We start from the raw sequence: 17,495 nt of genomic DNA on the forward strand, positions 1-17,495 counted from the left end.
GGGACCTTCTTCCGTCGGGCCCTGTTTGGCCCGATCAATAGCCGCAAGTAATGACTGTAGGGTTGGCGGCAGTTCTGGTTCGACCCCCAGATTTAAGAACGTTTGTACGTGATGACGATAGCCTTCGGAACGGATCAGTTTCCGAAACGCTTCGGCGACAGACTGATGGTCTGCTTTGTTGCTCGTTGTCATGTTCGGGAAGTCCCTCCCAATGAGCCGCAACTCGCCCGCAACGAATGGGTTCCATCAGGAGGTCGGAATATTTGGAAGAAACTTCTGAGCGGGAGATCGGATAACTGGCTCGCGCGAAGACCCCCGTGACCCCTTCGTTTGCCGCAGCATTAATCCTCGCTCTTTGAACTGAAGATTCGTGTCGATCTAGCGTCGGTGTTGCAGATCGTGAACGTTGGAATGCTTCTGTCCAATGTTTGCTCACGCTGTGATGCCAACAGGGCAGGCTCTTGCGGCAGGGTGCCGCAAGGTCGCGACGAATGAAACGCCTGCCCAGTTCAACCCGCGCGACGTCCTTCAAAGCTGGGGGGATCGATCTTCACCAAGCGGTCTGCGGCCTCGACCGCAGTTCGTATCCTGCTGCACAGCGCGAGATTTTCGGCCAGCATTTCTTCAGTGCGTTGAAGCGCGAGCTCGGTCCGGTGAATGCGCTGCCTGGCATTGGCAACTTCCGATGTCAAAATATCGGCCGCTATCCCGTGGCCGTGGGGTTCCATAGTGTCCATCAGTTTCTAATACATGGGGGGCGATATCGTTCCCTGATGTCGGGCGAAACGGCGGGCCGCAGAAAAGCGCGATGGGCCGAATGACCAATGCGCGCCCTGTCAAAACAGCGCCGGAACAGGCGAACGGCTTCATCTGTCAAACGGCGATGCGATCCGGCCGGCCATGCCGCGCAAGCGCCTTGCGCAAGAAGCGTTTGGCCGCCACAGGTCGCGGTGTTCGCTGAAGAAGTACTCGACCGTGTCGCCGACCCTGTCGATGGCACGGTAAAGATACATCCAGCGACCGCGAACCTTGATGTAGGTCTCATCGACATGCCACTTGCCGGTGACGGTCCGCTTGCGCCGGTTGAAGCGCTCCAGCAGTTGCGGCGAGAAGCGGACGACCCAGCGATGCACTGTGGAATGATCGACACTCAAGCCGCGTTCGGCCATCATCTCTTCCAGATCGCGCAGGCTGAGAGTGTAGGCAAGGTACCAGCGTACGCACAGCAGGATCACCGACTGGTCGAAATGACGGCCCTTGAACATGACAAGCTCCTCGGCAATTGAAGAGCCTTCATGCCTCATGCGGTCTTGACGGAGAGTTTGCGACGGAACCGATAATCATGCCAGGCCATTGGCACTTAAATGAGAATCAACGCCAGCAACTTGCCGGCATCGCATTTGCCGAAGGTGCGTGTGAAATTCAAAGGAAGCACGGCCTTCACGATAATGCGATGGCATTTAATTTGAGAATCCGAACTTCCAGGTTCTCAAATTAAGTGCCAATCCTGACCGAAACGACTGCATTCTTACGGTTAACTGCCAAGCGACACGAGGTCCAGTTCGGCGAACTCGCCGGAAAATCCAAAAATGCCGCCGTGAAGGAGTTCGCCCGCAACATGGTCCACGACCACACGGCTACCAACGACAGGCTGAAGTCGCTCGCCGAGGCCAGCAAGATCCCGCTCCCGGCAGGGCTCGACAGCGATCACAAGCAAAAGCACGCCAGGCTCGAAAAGCTCACCGGTGCCGATTTCGATCTCGCCTACATCAGCGGCCAGATTTCGACCATCAAAGACAGTGCAGCTTCTCGAATGGGAGATCGGTTCCGGCCAGGATGCCGACATCCAGCACTTTGCCTCGGACGTCTTGCCGACGGGGCTGGAGCATCTGCGGATGACGCGCGACATCAGGGCGAAGCTGGTGAACCCATCGCTCGCCGACGCCGCTTTATGCCCGACTACGAAATAATGTTCGTGAGATCCATCCTGCGGCCGGAACAATCCTCGTCGCTCGTGGTTTGGATGCCACCAAACAAGGAGACCTCTGATGTCTGAATCGCGCGAATGGATGATCCAGTGGCTGAGAGATGCCCACGCGATGGAAGAGCAGGCGGAGACGATGCTGTCTGGACAGTTGAGCCGCATCGAGAGCTATCCGGAGCTGAGCGAGCGCATCCGCCTTCATCTCGAAGAAACAAGGCAACAGGCTTCCCGGCTGAAGACCTGCCTCGACCGTATCGATGAAGGATCGTCCACCGTGAAGGACGCGGGTGGCAAGCTCATGGCGCTCGCCCAATCCATCAGCGGCGTGTTCGCCGGCGATGAGGTGATGAAGGGCTCCCTCGCCAGCTACACTTTCGAGCACATGGAAATCGCCTCCTACACAATCCTCATCGCGGCGGCCAACGCCGAGGGCGAGACCGAAATCGTGCAGGCCTGCGAGCAGAACCTCCGCGAAGAGGAGGCAATGGCGGAGTGGCTGAAGAGCCGTCTTGGCCAGACAACCCAGACGTTCCTGACGCGGGCCGCCGCCGACAGCGACAGCGCCAAGCGGTGATGGCCGGGTTGGTTAGCGCGAGAAAGGCGACCCGCTCCTGACAGCCGGGACACTGGGTCGTCCAGGCTGCTCTTCCGTAGTTCTGGAGTTCCGGCGCTGAATTGTCGCCTAGTCGACCGCCGCGTGCTCCTCAAGCCGTCGCTGATACGCAATACCTACCGCAGCCGCGATGGCTAAACCCGCGGCACCAAGAAGGAGTTTGTCTCGCGTCTCCTGATCGCTCAGTGCGCCCTGGACAGCAGATGACGCTTGACCGGCGGCAGCGGCTGCCCCCTCGGCGGCCTCGCTGCCGGCCTGCCGCAATTCGTCGAGCAGATTCGGCGTCTTAGCGCCCAAATTCCGCACCTTCTCTTTGACGGCGCCAGCCGCTTCCTCCGCATGTTCCTTCACTGTTTCGGCCGTCTTGGCGCTCATTTCGCCGACCTTCTCTGCCAGATCGACGGATTGCTCCTTCAAGCGCTCTCTGGCGAAAGCGAGATGATCGACCTGCCCGTCCAAGCCCGGCTGAATTGAAGGCGTACGCAACAGGCTGAATAGTCCTGCTCCGATCAACGCGGTCGCGATTGGCGGACGGTGAAGGAACCGCCACGCGAGACCAGCCCCAATTACCAATGCGGCGCCAGGATTCGCGGCAGCCTTTGCCTTGAGATCCTCGATGATCTCCAGCGCCGTCGACTGCGCGGTCGATCTGGCTTTCGCGACCAGCGCATCCTTGGCCTCGAGCGCCTCTTGCTTCAGTTCGTCGGTAAACTCGGATACCGTATTTGGCGAGCGCAGCGTCGACAAATCTTCCGCGAGCCTTGCGCGGGCTGCCTCAACGTCGTGTTCGAGTTGGCGGAGATTTGCCTCGCCCATCACGAACCTCGCTTTCCGCTGGACTGGCCGGATCTGCCGGACCGGGAAGCACCCGGCCGTTGTGACTGATCCGAATTGGCCGATTTATCTATCGACCGGCCCATGCTACCCGGGGCCGATTGGCCGCGCGATACGCCTGAGGTCGCCGACGGCGACTCAGCCGACCCGGCTTGCTGTTCGCCCGACAAGGTGCTGCCGAACTCGCCAGCCACGTCGCTCACGACATCCTTGAGGCCATCAGCATTAAGGCCGCGCTCCTCGGCAGCGGTCCTGAGCCTTTCGCGCGCCTTCACCGTCGACTCCTTCAACCGTTCGCCGACTTTCTCGGCGCTGTTCGTCAACTGCTCTCCAGCTGGGCCGAGTGTCCGCTTTTCAAAATCCGTGGGGCGGAAGGCTGCAGCGACAGCTGCCCCTGTGGCGAGGCCGAGCAGCGCCAGCGTCAGTGGCTGCTCTTCGACTACGCGGTTCACCGTCTCTTGGAAAGTTGATTGGGCTCGTCGCGCGACCCGCTCCGATGTCTCAGTGACGTTGCGTCGCGCCTCGTCGACGTATTCCGACGCGGACGAAGCGTAAGCGCTGGCCGTGGCCGCGACCTTGCCGCCGAGGTCCGAGGCATGCTCCCGTGCATTGTCTGCCGTCTCCGAAGCGTCCTCCTCAATGCTTTTCCACCGGCGCCTCTGGCCGGCGGTGTTCGAAGACCTTGGGTGAACGCTTCGCTGGCCCTTGCTTCCGCGGGTTTCATCAGCGTGATCAAAGCCGCCGCTGGCCCATGCCCCCCCGCGGCGCATCAACAGCGCGCAGCCGGCTGCAACGAGAAGAAGACCTTCCGGGTTGTTTTTGGCGGCGCCGATGAGCCATTCCGCCGTTCCGATGTTGGTCGTATGCGCTTCGCGGCTCATGTTAGATGCTCCTTGGTTATCGATATATCCTGTTTGATCTGATGGATTGATCGCGTGGGCGTCATCTCCTTTTGCGCATCCATGCGGCCCTTGTAGTAGGCGAGCGCTCCAGCTGCGGCCACGACGCCGGCAACGATCAGGCAGGACCAGTGCATTACGATCCCAAAGCTAGCTATCCAGAAGACGACGGCTTGCACTGTCAGCAATCCAGCGATCAGCCCAAGCACCCCGGCAGCGGACATCCAGATGCCGGCCCGAAGCTTGGCAAAAACGTTTTCAGACAGCTCCGCCCGGGCCAGCCGCAGCTCCTTTTGCACGAGGTCGGCAAGATCCGCCGCGGCGTCGGATAGTGCTCGTGGGAGCGTGGAATTCTTGAGCTGATCATGTGCCATTAAATTCGCTCGCTGCTTGCCGGTTGCGCCCGCGCACGGGCTCATTGGAGCGCGACGACGCCGGCGACGCGCTCTTCAGCGTCCGAAATGTCAAGAACCCCGCAAGGGCAGCAAGCCCGAAAACCAATCCGGGCTGGCGCCTAGTCAAATCGGAGGCGGCGCGGACCAGCTGATCGACCGACTGGTCCCGCAGATCGTCTGCGTAACCATCGATCCTGTTCGCAAACGTACGAACCACACCGGCGACTAAGGGCGCGCTTTCGTCGAGGTCCTCGGCTGCGCGTTTCGTCGAACTCGCGAGCTGGCCCATCACCTCGGCACTGCTGCCGACCTGACGGTCTAGCATTTCCTTCACCTGGTTGGTAACTGTTGACGCACTATCCGAGGCCGCCTGCTTGGCCGTATCAACTGCTTGTTGAGCCATGTCGGAGGCTTTCGAGACCGCGTCGCTCACGGTTGCCCCAATGTCCTTGTTTGCAATGTCCTCAACAGGTGTTTTGGTCGCGGATTCTCGTTCCTTGTTTTGGCTGTTCATGGTTTCCTCCATTGACAGGCAAAACTGCGGCAAAACCCTTTAGTTCCGTGGAGCTGCTCAAAGAAGCTACCCTTGCGCGCGGATACGTCTCAGCACAGACCAAAGTGCTTCCACGAAATTGGCTTCCCGGCTGTTTCATAGGAGTCAACTATCACCGGTCTCGCTTCGCGATAATTGAGCTATCGGCAGCGATCCTTGTGGCAGCCCGGACCAAGGGGCGGTATTTCGCCGTCCAGTCATGCCCCCAGCGGTAGGGTCTCAGTTTGAATTTCGGCTGTGGGTGGAAGCGGACTGCTGAGACCGGGACCTAGCGGCTTGCCCCGCCACCAAAAGCCATTCGAAACCCAAGGGCAACGATGAAGAAGCCTGCGATCCGCTGCTGCCAAAGCTTCATGCGGGGCCGCGTCGTGATCCACGAACCGATGCTGCCCGAAGCCATGGCATAAGTTCCTAATACTAACGCGCCCGTCATTTTCTGGGTTTCGTCTAACAGGAGCTGTTGCAGGCTCACGGGCCCTCCATGCGGATCAACAAATTGAGGAGGAGGCGATCATGAAGGTGTTGGGCCAAGGGTTCACTAGGTTTGCGATCATTCCTTCCCGGGCTGCCGCAAGTCGACTGACTTGACGTGGGTCCTGCTGGGCTGCGGGCTTCCCGAACGTGAAGATCAGCCGTAGTCCTAGCCGAACGAGATAGGCTGCTCCCATCCATTGGAGCGTCGCGAAGCAAACGGGGACGCTCGTACGAGCTAGGAACGCCGACCGCGATAAGGGGAAGTTGCATCACGCCCGCGCCGGCTGTCGTCCCAGCCCAACTCGGCGCCCTGTCCAATCCACGCGCCATCACCAGCATGTTATCAGACCTCGATGGCATCTGCAGTATGATGACCGTTCGAACGAATGTTATCCAGATCGCGGGATCGATGAGCTTTCTCCTTTCGTAGTTGGACCCCTTGACCGAACTATAGCGTCCGCGTCGCTGGTCAACGACCGACATCGACACTGGCGAACGTCCGCACGTGGCGGTAAGTCGGGTCGTCAAGCCGAAATTCAAACTGAGACACCACGCCCCGGCGGGTTAAGAAGCGGAGGCCGTCGGCGTCTTTTATGATCTGCGTGCGGTAGCCGTCGAACTTGGCCGCGTGAATTCAATCTTTATCCTCGGGAGGATGGTCAACCCAGGGTCGGCATCTGAACCCCACGCCACAGGTGCGAACTAAATCGCGACCGCCCGACTTAGGTTGCGGAACATTTTAGCAAAATTGAATGTTTAGTGGAAGTGACAGCTATCGGAGCTTGGCCCGCCGATTGTCAACAGACGGCACGGAACAGCCGCCGAGCATGAGGCCTGCCATTTCTATATCTGCCCACGGTGCGGACAGGCTGTGGCATGCGCGACCTGCGCCAGGTGGTCTGGCACCAAAAGATCGAGCACGAGCCGCTTGAGATGGAGGCTTCGGCCATGCCCGCGAGTATGAAAGTCGACGATGAAGTTTCGCTCTCCATCACAATCCTGAAGGTTTTGGACAACGGCATGTCGAGCGTGAGCATACCCTCTTACAGCTTCCCCTTTTCAATCGACACACCGACCAGAGCAAAGGCCGGCCAGAAGGTCGACATCACAGGATTTGTGAGGCGGATCGATGACGCGAAGGGCAGGTTGACGGTTCGGATCGAAGGCGGAGGGCTCGTCAGTGCCGATATCGAAGCACTATCACGTGGGCCGACAGCGACAGTCCGCAAGTCTCGGTGACATCCAAACCGACCCCATCACGCCTGTGCGCTCCCCGTTTTGCTGCAACCAGTCGCCGGCTCGCGCCTCGACAGCCGCTTCGTCCGCAGCCGGCGGTTTGGCGTTCGAAGCGCTATTCACGAGTGATCGGGGCCGGAAGTTCTGTTTGTGTAAACCCTCGTTCTCCGCGACTTGATGCGCTTTCGGCGCCGCTCCGTTCGGCCGAGCGGCCCAGCGTGTCGGCCATCGCGGCACCTCGCGCGCCGATCGGCTGCGGCGCGCCGGTTGTGGTGTCCTTGGCCGTCTGGTGTTCCATCTCGGAGTTGAGCTCGGCTCCGACGATCAGGATCATGACTGAGATCCAGGTCCACATCATGAAGCCGATGACGGCGCCGAGCGTCCCATACGTCGCGTTATAGTTGGCGAAATTCTCGAGATAGAAGGAAAACCCGATCGAGGCGGCAAGCCACACGACCGTCGCGAGGCCGGCGCCCCAAGTCAGCCACCGCCACGTCGCTTTCTCGCGGCTGGGACCGTAGCGGTAGATAAGCGTGATACCTGCCGCCACCGCGACCAGCATCACGGGCCAGCGCAGGATTTTTATCAGTGTCTCCGTCCAGCTGCCCAGATTGAGGAGCGCGAGCGCCGCAGGGACAAGCCCGACCGAGACCAGGAACGCGATGCCGATGAAGATGGCGCCGAGCGTGAAGGCCAAGGCCAGCAGATTCAACCGGACGACGCTGCGCTTTTCGGTCTCCTCATAGGCGATGTTCATGGCTTCGAAGATGATCTTGATGCCGTTGTTGGCGCTCCAGAGCGCGACGGCGAGGCCCAAGATGAAGCCGAAGGTCAAAGCGCCGGTATTCTGTTGGGCAAGGGATCCAAGCTGTGACCGGATAAGATCGAGCCCGCCCGACGGTAGAACGCCGCTGAGGAAAGCGATGTGCTCGGCGATTGTTTTGGGATCGGCGACGAAGCCGTAAATCGAAACGAAGGCGGCAAGTGCAGGAAACAGCGCCAGAAGCAGGTAGAACGTGGTTCCTGCTGCGATCAGTGGGACTCGGTCATCGCTTACTTCAGCTATCACCCGCCAAAGGATGTCTTTCCAGCCTTTGGTCGGAATCTGCGTGGGCCGCACCGCATCTCGCCCGCGGCCCGGCTGCTGCGCCCGCCGCCCGCTATGCACCTGTTTTGCGTGGAAATTGTTGGGCTTCTCGTTTGCCATGGCTCCGGTCCGCCTGTCTATTCGTCATGTAACGTGCAGGTCGGCCAAAGGATGCAAGCTGCAACTGCCGAGACCCCGCGCGCGGCTCTACTTCGCGGTCGGTCATGAACGCCTCTCGATGGCCGTTTGGGTATACCTCATGGCATCTGGCTCAGAATTAGGGCAAGCGGATAGCCCCATAGGATTAGGGCAAGCGGATAGCCCCATAGGCTGGGTCAGAAATACGCCGCAGCAACCGTTTGGTTGTGGTGGTAGCGAAACTGCCCATTGTCGGACGGTGCAAAAATCAGACGCAAAACAGTCGCTTTAATCTTTAATCCGGGACTTTTTGCGAAAACCAGGCCGCCGGAATCGACGCTAAGCGGAAGCTCGCTTGCTCCGGGTCAATTCACCGCCATGACCCTGAGCTGCCCTTCAGTCCAGTCTCGCCGTTGCCCGCAATTAACCCATCTCGGCCATTCGCGGCATAGCCAGAATGACTGAGTTTTACCCTAGTCTTCCTCCCGAAAATCCTGCAGCGAGGCATGGCGCAGATTCTCCTCGCCTGAAGGAATAATCACTTGCGGCCGAGGAGTATGAAACGTGCGGTGCCCCCCGCCGCGGCGACAGCCTTCGCTATTCCTTCTTGTCGGCCAGGGCCCGTAGTGCCGAGACGTCATGCAGCAATAACCTGCTGCCGCGCTTTTCGATCAGGCCTCTCTTGGCGAGGTCGCTCATTTCGCGCGAGACCGCTTCCCTGTGCGTGCTCATCGTTGCCGCCAGCTCGGAATGCGTCGGTGCCGGGCTTATGGACACCTCGCCGTCCACGAGTGCGGCTTTCTCCGCCCGATGCAGGAGCTCGACGATCAGCCGTTTTCGCACGACCAGAGTGCTGTATTCGAATACCCGCTCGGTCATGCGCCGGAGCTGGGCAGACAGATGCTCAAGCAGCATCCAGGCAAAAGTCGGGTGGGTCATCACGATATCCCGGAATGCTGTGCCGGACAGCCGTGCAGCGCGGGTTGCCTCCAGCGCGACTACGCTGGCAGAGCGTGCAATCCCGTCAATGCCTCCGAGCTCCCCGAAAATGTCACCCGGTTCGACATCGCGATATGCTATCTCCCTGCCGTCCGCTGAAACCAGTGTCACGCGAGCCCGTCCTTCCAGCAGGAAGAAGACATCGCGACCAGTGTCGCCGTGGGAAATGATTAGCTCGTTGTGTCGATAGCTGCGCTCGTGCCACCGTTTGGTCAGCGCGGCGAGGTCGGCATCGCAAAGTCTTGAGATGAAGGCCAGAGAGCCTGTCACAGCGGTCTCTTGTTCAATCAAGTGTACTTCACCTTACTCCCTATCCAAGGAAATTTGATGGCCGCAGGCCCCGCTTTCCGGGATGCAAACTGGGAGCGGATTTCGCCAATGTTTTCCCCGGTGTGGGAATTCCCACAGCCGAGCCTGGTTCGACTGTCATATCCTTGTTGCAACGTCAGGCCCGCCGGCTCGTGTGCAAGCCGGCGAAGGGAAAGGGAACAGTCATGAAATTCTTGGCTCCCGTCACAAAACTTGCTGCGGGGTTTCGCAAATTCGTCGCGCCGCGCTACCGCCCGGAGCTTTATTATATGCGTGGCCCGGGGCCAGCCACCGCCCGCCGTATGGGCACGCCGCGGCAAAACCAATCCATCGACCACTACGCCTAATTTGCCTCGCGGACGGCTGACGCTCTCGCCCGGAGTGCCGTTCGCGCCGTTCCGTACCGGTCAATTCAGATCAATGAAGGGACGATCTGATCATGGTTATAAATCATGCTGCCGCCATTGGTCCATTTCGCAGGTGGTTACGCCTCCGCGCCGAGCGAAAAGCTCTCTTGTCGGCAACGGACCAGTTGAGCCGTTTACCCGATGACGTCCTTGGCGACATCGGCATCTCACGTGACGAAATCATGTGCGATTTGCGAAGCCGCGCCATCCGTCATGCGGAGGCAGGCGCGGCCGGCACGACGATCGAGCGCACCAGGATCGCTTCGGCCTCGATCCCGAAACGGTTGGCCGCCGGCAGTGGCTACGCCTCGGCCGAGATCCCCTTTGGCTGGTCCACGAGTGCGCGATCGAGCCTTACATCGGCTTCGACAAGCAGCGGCGCGCGGACGGGACCTTCGAACGGCACTACACCTGCGACCCCAAGGACTGAATGTTGACCGACGGGAGCTGGGGAGGATCTCAAAATGATCATGTCAGTTGTTAAGTCCCTCGCGCCTGTGACGCTCGGCACCGTGCTGATCGCAATCAGTCCGGCTTCATTGTCGGCTTCTGACGCTCAGGACCTCGCGTTCGCTCACGCTGACATGCCACACAGCTGAAAGACGTCTATTGGATTGCGAGCGGGGAGGCCGCCGGTGCGCTGGGGACGGAAGACGTGATCTACTGTTCGATGCGCGAGTTCGGACTAGGCGCGCGATAGCAGTTTGCGCATAATCAACGATGCATGGCCTTCTGCACCGTGCGACGCGGCCCTGCGATCGACCACTTCGAACCATGTTTGCGGTAAAAGGCCATTGCCCGGTCGTTTCCCTCGAGCACTTCGAGTGCGATGCTCGGATGCCGGAATGGGCGGCAAAGACAGCGTGCAATATATTAGCGGCTAGCCCGGTGCCGTACTCGCCAGCAGCTCCGGCCGGTCGGCGCGAGCGCCGGATGCCTTCTCGCGATAGACGCCGGCGATGTAGTACCCGGCATCCCTCGCCCCAGCGATGATCGATTCCTGGCGATCAAGATCCTGCCCTTGCGTACTGACCCGCAGATAAACACGAGCAACGGGCATATCCCCCTCCCGCTCGGCTCATTTAGATATACTTCAATGCGCTCTGGCTCAGAATTCGGCAAGCGGATAGCCCCATAGGCTGGGTCAGAAATACGCTGCAGCAGCCGCCATGATTGCGGTGGTCGCGAAACTGCCCATTGTGGCCCCTGAACATTAAGCGGGCACCGATATACGATAGAAAAATCAAAGCATGAACACCGGCCCGCTTTCGGACTCGCGGGCTTGTCCCAAGCGAGTCGAAGGGCGCGGTAAGGTGGAGCCCCGCCATTTGGCCCGTATAAATGGATGACATGTTCTGCCACTCGCCTTCGACTTGGATTCGCTTAGGTAGCCCCTCTGTCCAATCTGTTCAGGCTTTCGCCCAGTACGACAAGCGCGATGCCGAGCAACGCGATATCCTTGATTAGGAACTGGCCGAGGGGACCGAGCGCTGGAAAGCCCAGCGCAGGCTCCCAGATCGGCAGGACAATCATGATCGAACAGGTGACCAGGAAAATTAGCGCGGCCAAGGCCCCGCCGGTCACACCGGCGCGCGCCGACCAGGGGTAGGCAATCAGCAGAAGCGCGGTCGCGATCTCAACGACGCCAAGCACATAAGAGGCACCGGCCTCACCAAAGACTGGATACATCCAGGCGAGCCAAGGCGTGCCGCCGATCAGCGGTCTCAACGCCTCGATCTCGACCGTCGTGAACTTCATCCCGCCGATCATGAGAAGCGGCAGTATGACCCCGGTCAGGGCGACGATCCGTCCGGCTTTCCTGATCGCGGCGATCTTTCGCGGCCACGGCCGGGGAGTTGTCTCGTCTGGACCTTCAGGCTCTGATGTTTTGAGAACCGCCATGAGTATCCTCCTCCTGTTCGATGACACCGTGTCGTGCTTGGGGCTCAAGGTTCAATCGGTGTCGTAGATTTCGCTGGCTACTGTCCAGCCTCAGACTGTGCTCGCACGTTTTGCAGCAAGACCACCGCAAGGATGGCTGCAGCCAGCGCCACCAACGCGCAGATGCCGGCAGTCATCTGGAACGCCTGAGTGAACACCTCCCGCGCTTTGCCGAGCAGATCGGAACCGAGCGCCTCCGGCAAGGCGAGCCCAGCTGCCACGGCGCCTCCCAGCGTGTCCTTGTCAACACTGATTTCTTGCTCGGATACCCCGTCCGCAACCATCCCGGTCATGCCGCTGCGATAGATGGCGGTGACGATGCTGCCAAGGATCGCGATGCCGAGCGCGCCACCCAATTCGCTGCTGGTTTCCGCGATGCCGGAGGCCGCACCGGCTTGCTCGGGTTCAACGGTCCCCACGATGAGGTCGGTGGCCAACGTGAACACCGGCGCAAGACCTAGGGAGAAGACGCTATAGCCTATGACGACGATCGCGAGATCGGCCTGACCACCACTGCGGGTGAGAATGAGAAATCCGGCTGCCGCAAGCGCAAGGCCGGCCGCCATCACATAGCCCGGGCGAGCCCTGCCAACCGCGATTGGCGTCAGCATCGAACCGGCGATGAAAGCAACGGCGGAAGGCACGGTCCACAGGCCCGCTACAAACGGTCCCATCCCCAGCACCAGTTGCAGGTATTGCGCGATGAAGAGAAACGAGCCAAACGCGACGAAGAAGCCGAGAACGTTGACCGCCAATGAAGCGCTGAAGGCGCGAGCGAAAGAGCCGCAGATCGATCAGGGGTTTGTCAGCCGCGGTTGGCGCACGGCGAAAACCGCGCCGACAGTCACACCGAAGAGAATGGCGGACGCCGCCTCCGGGCGGAGGCCGTGTTCGGCGATATCCTTGATGCCGTATATCACCGAAAGCACGGCGACAAGCGATAGCGCAGCGCTCAAGATGTCGAGCCGACCCGCTTCAGGATCGCGATACTCGGGCAGGACCATCGGACCAAGCACCAGCAGCGCAACCATGACCGGTACCGCCACGAGGAACACGGAGCCCCACCAAAAATAGCTCAGCAGGATGCCCCCGACCAACGGACCGATGGCAGAGCCCGCAGAGAAGCTGGCGATCCAGACGCCGATCGCAACCGTACGCTCCCTCGGGTCGAGAAACATGTTGCGGATCAACGAAAGAGTGGACGGTGCAAGCGTCGCCGCGGCAATCCCGAGCAGCGCACGCGAAACGATCAACATTCCGGCACTTGTGGAGAGCCCTGCGAAGACCGAAGCTATTGCAAATGCCACCGCGCCGATCAAAAGCAGTCTGCGGCGGCCGATGCGGTCGCCCAACGTGCCCATCGTGATCAGGCATCCGGCAAGCAGAAAGCCGTAAATGTCTAGGATCCAGAGAAGTTGCGAACTCGACGGCTTCAAGTCGGCGCTCAAACGCGGCACAGCCAAGTTCAAAACCGTCAGGTCCATGGAATAGAGCAGGCACGGCAGCGCGATAACTGCGAGCCCGAACCATTCGCGGCGTGTCGCTCTGGGCGCGGTTATGTCGCTCGTGACGGCCTCACCGAGCTCGAGAGCACACGCTACGGCACCGCCAGTCGCACCACCTGGGTCGGAAATTGTACCGATCTTGTTCTCTGACGGCATTCCTTGATCTCCTTGTCCGCCAAGCGGCTGGTCAATTGCCACCGCTGTTTCGATCGCTGGATTACTCCGATGCGCTGCTCAGTCCGACTTGTATGGGTACGAGTGGTGTTCGTGAGCGATGATCCAGCGGTCACCCTCTTTCCGCAATCCGACGGTAAGGCGAAGGCGGGTTGCCGGATCCTTTTCAAGCTCGTCCTTCGTACCGCACCGCAGCGATGCGGTTGCAAAAGCAACCCGGTCGCCCGCCGTGACATCCAGCCGCTCGATCGCGAAAACGCCGCCGTATTTGAAGTGGTCGAAGAACGGACCCCAGCTATCCCGGTAAGCCTCAATTCCACGAAGTTCGTTCGGGGGTGGGACATCGAACATCACGAGGTCCGTCGCGTGATCCGCCATGATCGTCTCCAGGTCTTGCTGCTGCACGGCGTTCGCCCAGCGCTCGATAAGCGCCTGGATGTGTGCCTCAGCGTCACGCTCCTTGTTCACCATTAGAACTCTCCTCCTCCTCGATATTCTTCCGTCAAGCTGGTTCTTATCGAGGACGATCGGGAGGCTTCAATCCGACATTGGGTGATCATACTTGGCTCCGTCCAGCCAATCCGGCTGCTGCGACGCGTGTTCTTGAGTGTCAGCTTAGGGAGAGACGTTCAACTTTCCGTGGGTCGCGAGAGGGTCAAAGTCACTGGTTTCGGTCAACGTCTGCTTACGAGCCGCCAAATCGGCCCAGCAAGGTCCGGTTTGGTCAACTTGAGCCGGTAGCGGTCACTCGAAGGTTCGCTTCACTGAGAGCCGACACTCCACAGCTTTTGATGTTTGGCGCGCCGCTCGGGGATGTCCATCTCCGGATGTGACTGGAATTCGGCTCCTGTCGTCGGCGCGCATGACAGGTCAAAGCCGCTGCTCGTGTCAGGATGTCTGTGATGAACCTAGGACCGGAGGACGTCATGGACATCTACAGTCTCGTTGCCGCGAACCTTCAAACTTCGGCTCGTCGGTCGCCGATGAACGCCGAAGCCGAAAACCGCTACTATTCGAAGCAGCTCGCCGTGCCCCGCTTTGGCCCGGGGCTGCTTCGGTCGATCGCCATGACGGCCAGCGTAGTCCTGGTGATCGGCATCGTCCTGATTTGGCCATGCATGCAGCGCATCGTCGGGTCGTCCGTCGGCGCCGCCGACGGCGCCGGGCAATTCTACAGCCGCGCGGTCAGCGAGGCCCGTGATCTGACCACGAAACTCTCGATACCAGAGACGAGGACCTGGACGGCCCGGTAGGCTTCGATAATCGCGCCCAACGCAAGCGCGAGTTCGCAGCCGACATGGGCCTGCAGGCCCACGTGCTTCGCATGGCAGCCGAAGGTGCCGTCTCGGCTTACGAGGACATCACAGGCGAAACCTGGAAGCCCTACGCTCGCCCGGTCGAGCAGCCTGCAAACTCGGTCGACCAAAAGGCCGCAACTGTCCAAATGGCAGCCTTCGAATAGGACGATCGCGGGGCTTTGCCCCGCCTTCCTTCAGCGTCCGCAACGCCATTGCGACCTGGTTCTGAAAAAGAAAAAAGGGCCGACGGAAAACCGCGGCCCATAACGTGTGAAGGTCATGGACCTCCAGAGGGGAACAGCTGCTGCGGCGGACCTGGGAGGAAGCCGCCATGTGCATCAACTGAAGTCTGTATGCACGAATCACGCTGCACTTAATTTTTGTGCAGTGCAGCTATGCGTTCGCGGCTCGTTTGACCGCAATCGTCGCGCTGGCGGTTTTCGCTTTGATAGGCCGTTCAAGCCAACCCTACCCGGTGATCAACGGCAACTTATGTAGCCACCGATCCGTGGTGACTTGATCCAGCACGAAGGCCGCAACGTTTTCGCGCGAAATGGAGCCTCCGCGGAACTGGTTCAAGTTCGTGAGCGTCTGGATCGTGGTGCGTGCAGGCTTGTTGTTGAGAACTGAAGGACGGACAATAGTCCAATCCAGATCGCTGCCCTTGATGATTGCCTCCTGACGATTCTTGTCGGCGTAAACCTTGCGCGGGAGCAGAGGGAAGATCAGCTTGTCGAAGAGGAAACCGCCGTGCCCTGCGCTGTCCCCAGCGCCCATACCGGTGATGGCGACGAGACGCGAGACGTGTTCCGCTTTCATGCCGCTGACAAGCGCTCGGGTCGCGGTCGAAAGAAGGGTGACTTCGCGAAATGGGCTTGCGGGTGTGCCGAGTGCGCTAATCACGGCATCGCGACCCTTGAAGGCCTGGCGCAACACCTTCTCGTCACGGGCGTCTCCAACGACAATCTTCACTCCCTCATGTTTGCGGCCTTTTCCGGCGAGCGCACCAGGAGGGTGACATCGTAGCCGCGGCTTACGGCCTGGCTGACGATATGGCGGCCGGTCGGCCCGGTGGCACCGAGCACCAGGATATTCGGTACGGCGGCGAAACGTGTTTCAGGGACAACGGGTGTGGTCATGATTTTGGTCCTCTTGAAAGCCTGGCGCCTCTCAGGAGGCCGCCCTGTTGGTTTGGATGCTGGTGATAATCAGAGGCGGCCCTCTGCGAGCAGTTCGCGGGTCCGCTTCAGCGTCGACAGCAGGGCCGACTTGTAGCCCTTGTCGCTGTCGAACTGCGTCTGCTCGGCCTGTTCCTCTGGGCCATCAGCCTCCTTGCCGCGCAGGCCGAGGTAGCAGTAGAACTTCAGCTGCAGTGCGCCGGCTTCGTCCTCGAAAAGCTCATTGATAATGGCGCCTTCGCGTGGGCCGGTCGCCTGGAAGAAGGTGACCTTGCTCTGCGGCTCGAGGGTGATGATCTCCCTGATGTCAGAGCCGGCGATGGTGGCTTCGCGCACGAAGTGGGTATCACTTTCCTCCACGACATTGCAGCGGGTGCAGAGACCCGGCGGGAGGAACAGGCGCGCGTCGCGCGCCTTCAGTTCCAAACCGTTCCATACTTGCTCCCGGGTGAGCTTTGTTTCGCCTTCCGGATTCACCGGGACGGTTGCGGTCGAATAGATCATGTTGAGGGTCCTTTGTTGTTTGAAATTGTGGCTGATTGCCTCAGGCAGAGGCGGCGGTTTCCGAGGCAAAGTCGCGGTAGGAGCGGAGCGGACGTCCAAGAAGCGTCGTCAGGCGCTCGACATCACTGCCCTCGGGCAGCATGCCATCGGTCAAAAATCGCTCGCCCATCATGCGCATGTCGTAGGCCATCCATGGCGGCATGAACTGCTTGAGGTTCTGCTCGAAGGCAGCCGTATCGCCGCCGCCATAGTTGATCTGGCGAGCGAGCACGTCCGACCAGATCGCGGCGATATCCGCTCCGGTAAGGGTATCGGGACCGACCAGGTTGATGCGAGTGATCGGGAGCGGCTGTGCGGCCTGTTCGCGGCGCAGCAGCTCAAGGGCAGCAACCTCCGCGATATCGCGAACGTCGATCATGGCAAGCCCCTTGTCGCCGACGGGCATCGGGTAAACGCCGTAGCCAGCGATGACGTCCTTGATCGTCAGATCGTTCTGGATGAAGTAGGCCGGGCGCAGGATGGTAGCGTGAAAGCCCATCTGCTCGATCATCCGCTCGACGCCGAACTTGCCGGCGAAGTGCGGCACGTTCACGTAGACGTCCGGGTGAATGACTGACAGGTAGACGATCCGTTCGACGCCAGCCGAGCGGGCGACGTTGAGGGCGATCAAAGCCTGGGTGAACTCGTCTGGTGCGACAGCGTTCAGCAGGAAGAGCGTCGAGACACCGTCGAAGGCGGTACGTAGGGAGTCGACGTCCAGGAAGTCACCTTTGACGACGGCAACACCTGCCGGAAAATTGGCCTTGGAGGGGTCGCGGACGAGAGCGCGGACATCAGCGCCGCGGTCGACGAGGTGATGGATGACTTGGCCGCCGATATTGCCGGTGGCGCCGGTAACGAGAATGGTCATTGGATTTTCTCCGGGTTGGTATTGCTTGACACCCGGAATATGGCTGGTTCATTCTTA

18 protein-coding genes and 4 pseudogenes are annotated in these 17,495 nt (G+C 60.2%); 6 read left to right on the forward strand and 16 right to left on the reverse strand.

Going from position 1 to position 17,495, the window contains the following annotated elements:
- The coding region (locus NKI97_RS32160) for a hypothetical protein (RefSeq protein ID WP_352838321.1) at nucleotides 1-192 on the reverse strand (192 nt) is incomplete at its 3' end.
- A 299-nt stretch (nucleotides 193-491) separates the two neighbouring features.
- Between NKI97_RS32160 and NKI97_RS32165 the strand changes: the two genes are divergently transcribed.
- On the forward strand, nucleotides 492-821 hold the full coding sequence (locus NKI97_RS32165; protein ID WP_352450351.1) for a hypothetical protein: 330 nt from the start codon (nucleotides 492-494) through the stop codon (nucleotides 819-821).
- A gap of 55 nt (nucleotides 822-876) precedes the next feature.
- On the opposite strand, the pseudogene NKI97_RS32170 reads toward NKI97_RS32165, so the two are convergent.
- Nucleotides 877-1,265, reverse strand: a pseudogene (locus NKI97_RS32170) (IS6 family transposase); the annotation flags it as partial.
- Nucleotides 1,266-1,498: 233 nt separating this feature from the next.
- Here NKI97_RS32170 and NKI97_RS32175 point away from each other — a divergent pair.
- Nucleotides 1,499-2,056: a DUF4142 domain-containing protein gene (locus NKI97_RS32175; protein WP_352450350.1), complete on the forward strand. Its 558-nt coding sequence runs from the start codon at nucleotides 1,499-1,501 to the stop codon at nucleotides 2,054-2,056.
- A complete protein-coding gene (locus NKI97_RS32180) occupies nucleotides 2,049-2,558 on the forward strand; it encodes a ferritin-like domain-containing protein (RefSeq protein WP_352450349.1) in 510 nt (169 codons plus the stop codon). The genes NKI97_RS32175 and NKI97_RS32180 overlap by 8 nt, the downstream gene beginning before the upstream one ends.
- Nucleotides 2,559-2,666: 108 nt before the next feature.
- Here NKI97_RS32180 and NKI97_RS32185 read toward each other — a convergent pair whose 3' ends face one another.
- From NKI97_RS32185 to NKI97_RS32205, 5 genes are all read right to left on the reverse strand, one after another.
- Nucleotides 2,667-3,413 (reverse strand): hypothetical protein, encoded by a 747-nt coding sequence (locus NKI97_RS32185; protein ID WP_352450348.1) that lies wholly within the window; start codon nucleotides 3,411-3,413, stop codon nucleotides 2,667-2,669.
- Nucleotides 3,413-4,312: a hypothetical protein gene (locus NKI97_RS32190; protein WP_352749802.1), complete on the reverse strand. Its 900-nt coding sequence runs from the start codon at nucleotides 4,310-4,312 to the stop codon at nucleotides 3,413-3,415. Before NKI97_RS32190 ends, NKI97_RS32185 begins: the two co-directional genes overlap by 1 nt.
- Complete coding sequence (locus NKI97_RS32195; RefSeq protein ID WP_352450346.1) at nucleotides 4,309-4,704, reverse strand: phage holin family protein; 396 nt, start codon at nucleotides 4,702-4,704, stop codon at nucleotides 4,309-4,311. Before NKI97_RS32195 ends, NKI97_RS32190 begins: the two co-directional genes overlap by 4 nt.
- Nucleotides 4,694-5,239, reverse strand: coding sequence for a hypothetical protein (locus tag NKI97_RS32200; protein WP_352450345.1), 546 nt, complete (start codon nucleotides 5,237-5,239; stop codon nucleotides 4,694-4,696). Before NKI97_RS32200 ends, NKI97_RS32195 begins: the two co-directional genes overlap by 11 nt.
- Nucleotides 5,240-5,546: 307 nt before the next feature.
- Complete coding sequence (locus NKI97_RS32205) at nucleotides 5,547-5,750, reverse strand: hypothetical protein (RefSeq protein ID WP_352450344.1); 204 nt, start codon at nucleotides 5,748-5,750, stop codon at nucleotides 5,547-5,549.
- Nucleotides 5,751-6,628: 878 nt separating this feature from the next.
- Between NKI97_RS32205 and NKI97_RS32210 the strand changes: the two genes are divergently transcribed.
- Nucleotides 6,629-6,991: a hypothetical protein gene (locus NKI97_RS32210; protein WP_352838322.1), complete on the forward strand. Its 363-nt coding sequence runs from the start codon at nucleotides 6,629-6,631 to the stop codon at nucleotides 6,989-6,991.
- A 112-nt stretch (nucleotides 6,992-7,103) separates the two neighbouring features.
- Here NKI97_RS32210 and NKI97_RS32215 read toward each other — a convergent pair whose 3' ends face one another.
- Together NKI97_RS32215 and NKI97_RS32220 are read right to left on the reverse strand one after the other, a co-directional pair.
- On the reverse strand, nucleotides 7,104-8,195 hold the full coding sequence (locus tag NKI97_RS32215; protein ID WP_352838323.1) for a YihY/virulence factor BrkB family protein: 1,092 nt from the start codon (nucleotides 8,193-8,195) through the stop codon (nucleotides 7,104-7,106).
- A 615-nt stretch (nucleotides 8,196-8,810) separates the two neighbouring features.
- Entirely contained in the window at nucleotides 8,811-9,482 is a 672-nt protein-coding gene (locus NKI97_RS32220) for a Crp/Fnr family transcriptional regulator (protein WP_352450341.1), read from the reverse strand.
- Between the two features lie 630 nt (nucleotides 9,483-10,112).
- On the opposite strand from NKI97_RS32220, the gene NKI97_RS32225 reads away from it, so the two are divergent.
- Entirely contained in the window at nucleotides 10,113-10,358 is a 246-nt protein-coding gene (locus NKI97_RS32225; protein ID WP_352838324.1) for a hypothetical protein, read from the forward strand.
- Between the two features lie 450 nt (nucleotides 10,359-10,808).
- Here the strand turns inward: NKI97_RS32225 and NKI97_RS32230 are convergent, their stop codons facing one another.
- The 4 genes and pseudogenes from NKI97_RS32230 to NKI97_RS32250 all read right to left on the reverse strand — a co-directional run bounded on the left by NKI97_RS32230 (nucleotide 10,809) and on the right by NKI97_RS32250 (nucleotide 14,019).
- Complete coding sequence (locus NKI97_RS32230) at nucleotides 10,809-10,988, reverse strand: recombinase family protein (RefSeq protein ID WP_502901492.1); 180 nt, start codon at nucleotides 10,986-10,988, stop codon at nucleotides 10,809-10,811.
- Nucleotides 10,989-11,311: 323 nt separating this feature from the next.
- Nucleotides 11,312-11,830: a YkgB family protein gene (locus NKI97_RS32235; RefSeq protein WP_352838325.1), complete on the reverse strand. Its 519-nt coding sequence runs from the start codon at nucleotides 11,828-11,830 to the stop codon at nucleotides 11,312-11,314.
- 77 nt (nucleotides 11,831-11,907) lie between these two features.
- A pseudogene (locus tag NKI97_RS35580) lies at nucleotides 11,908-13,428 on the reverse strand (MFS transporter).
- 180 nt (nucleotides 13,429-13,608) lie between these two features.
- The gene (locus tag NKI97_RS32250; RefSeq protein WP_352450337.1) at nucleotides 13,609-14,019 is read right to left on the reverse strand and encodes a YybH family protein; all 411 of its coding nucleotides are present in this window, start codon (nucleotides 14,017-14,019) and stop codon (nucleotides 13,609-13,611) included.
- A gap of 647 nt (nucleotides 14,020-14,666) precedes the next feature.
- Here NKI97_RS32250 and NKI97_RS32255 point away from each other — a divergent pair.
- Nucleotides 14,667-15,010, forward strand: a pseudogene (locus NKI97_RS32255) (hypothetical protein); the annotation flags it as partial.
- Between the two features lie 304 nt (nucleotides 15,011-15,314).
- Here the strand turns inward: NKI97_RS32255 and NKI97_RS32260 are convergent.
- The 3 genes and pseudogenes from NKI97_RS32260 to NKI97_RS32270 all read right to left on the reverse strand — a co-directional run bounded on the left by NKI97_RS32260 (nucleotide 15,315) and on the right by NKI97_RS32270 (nucleotide 17,438).
- Nucleotides 15,315-15,985 (reverse strand): annotated as a pseudogene (locus tag NKI97_RS32260) (NAD(P)-dependent oxidoreductase).
- Nucleotides 15,986-16,054: 69 nt separating this feature from the next.
- Nucleotides 16,055-16,528 carry an SRPBCC family protein gene (locus tag NKI97_RS32265; protein ID WP_352450336.1) on the reverse strand — a complete coding sequence of 158 codons (474 nt, stop codon included), beginning with the start codon at nucleotides 16,526-16,528 and terminating at the stop codon, nucleotides 16,055-16,057.
- A 40-nt stretch (nucleotides 16,529-16,568) separates the two neighbouring features.
- Nucleotides 16,569-17,438, reverse strand: a complete 870-nt coding sequence (locus NKI97_RS32270) for an SDR family oxidoreductase (protein WP_352450335.1) — start codon at nucleotides 17,436-17,438, stop codon at nucleotides 16,569-16,571.
- Nucleotides 17,439-17,495 lie beyond the last annotated feature (57 nt).

Source organism: Mesorhizobium sp. M0296 (assembly GCF_040321675.1).
Lineage (GTDB): Bacteria > Pseudomonadota > Alphaproteobacteria > Rhizobiales > Rhizobiaceae > Mesorhizobium.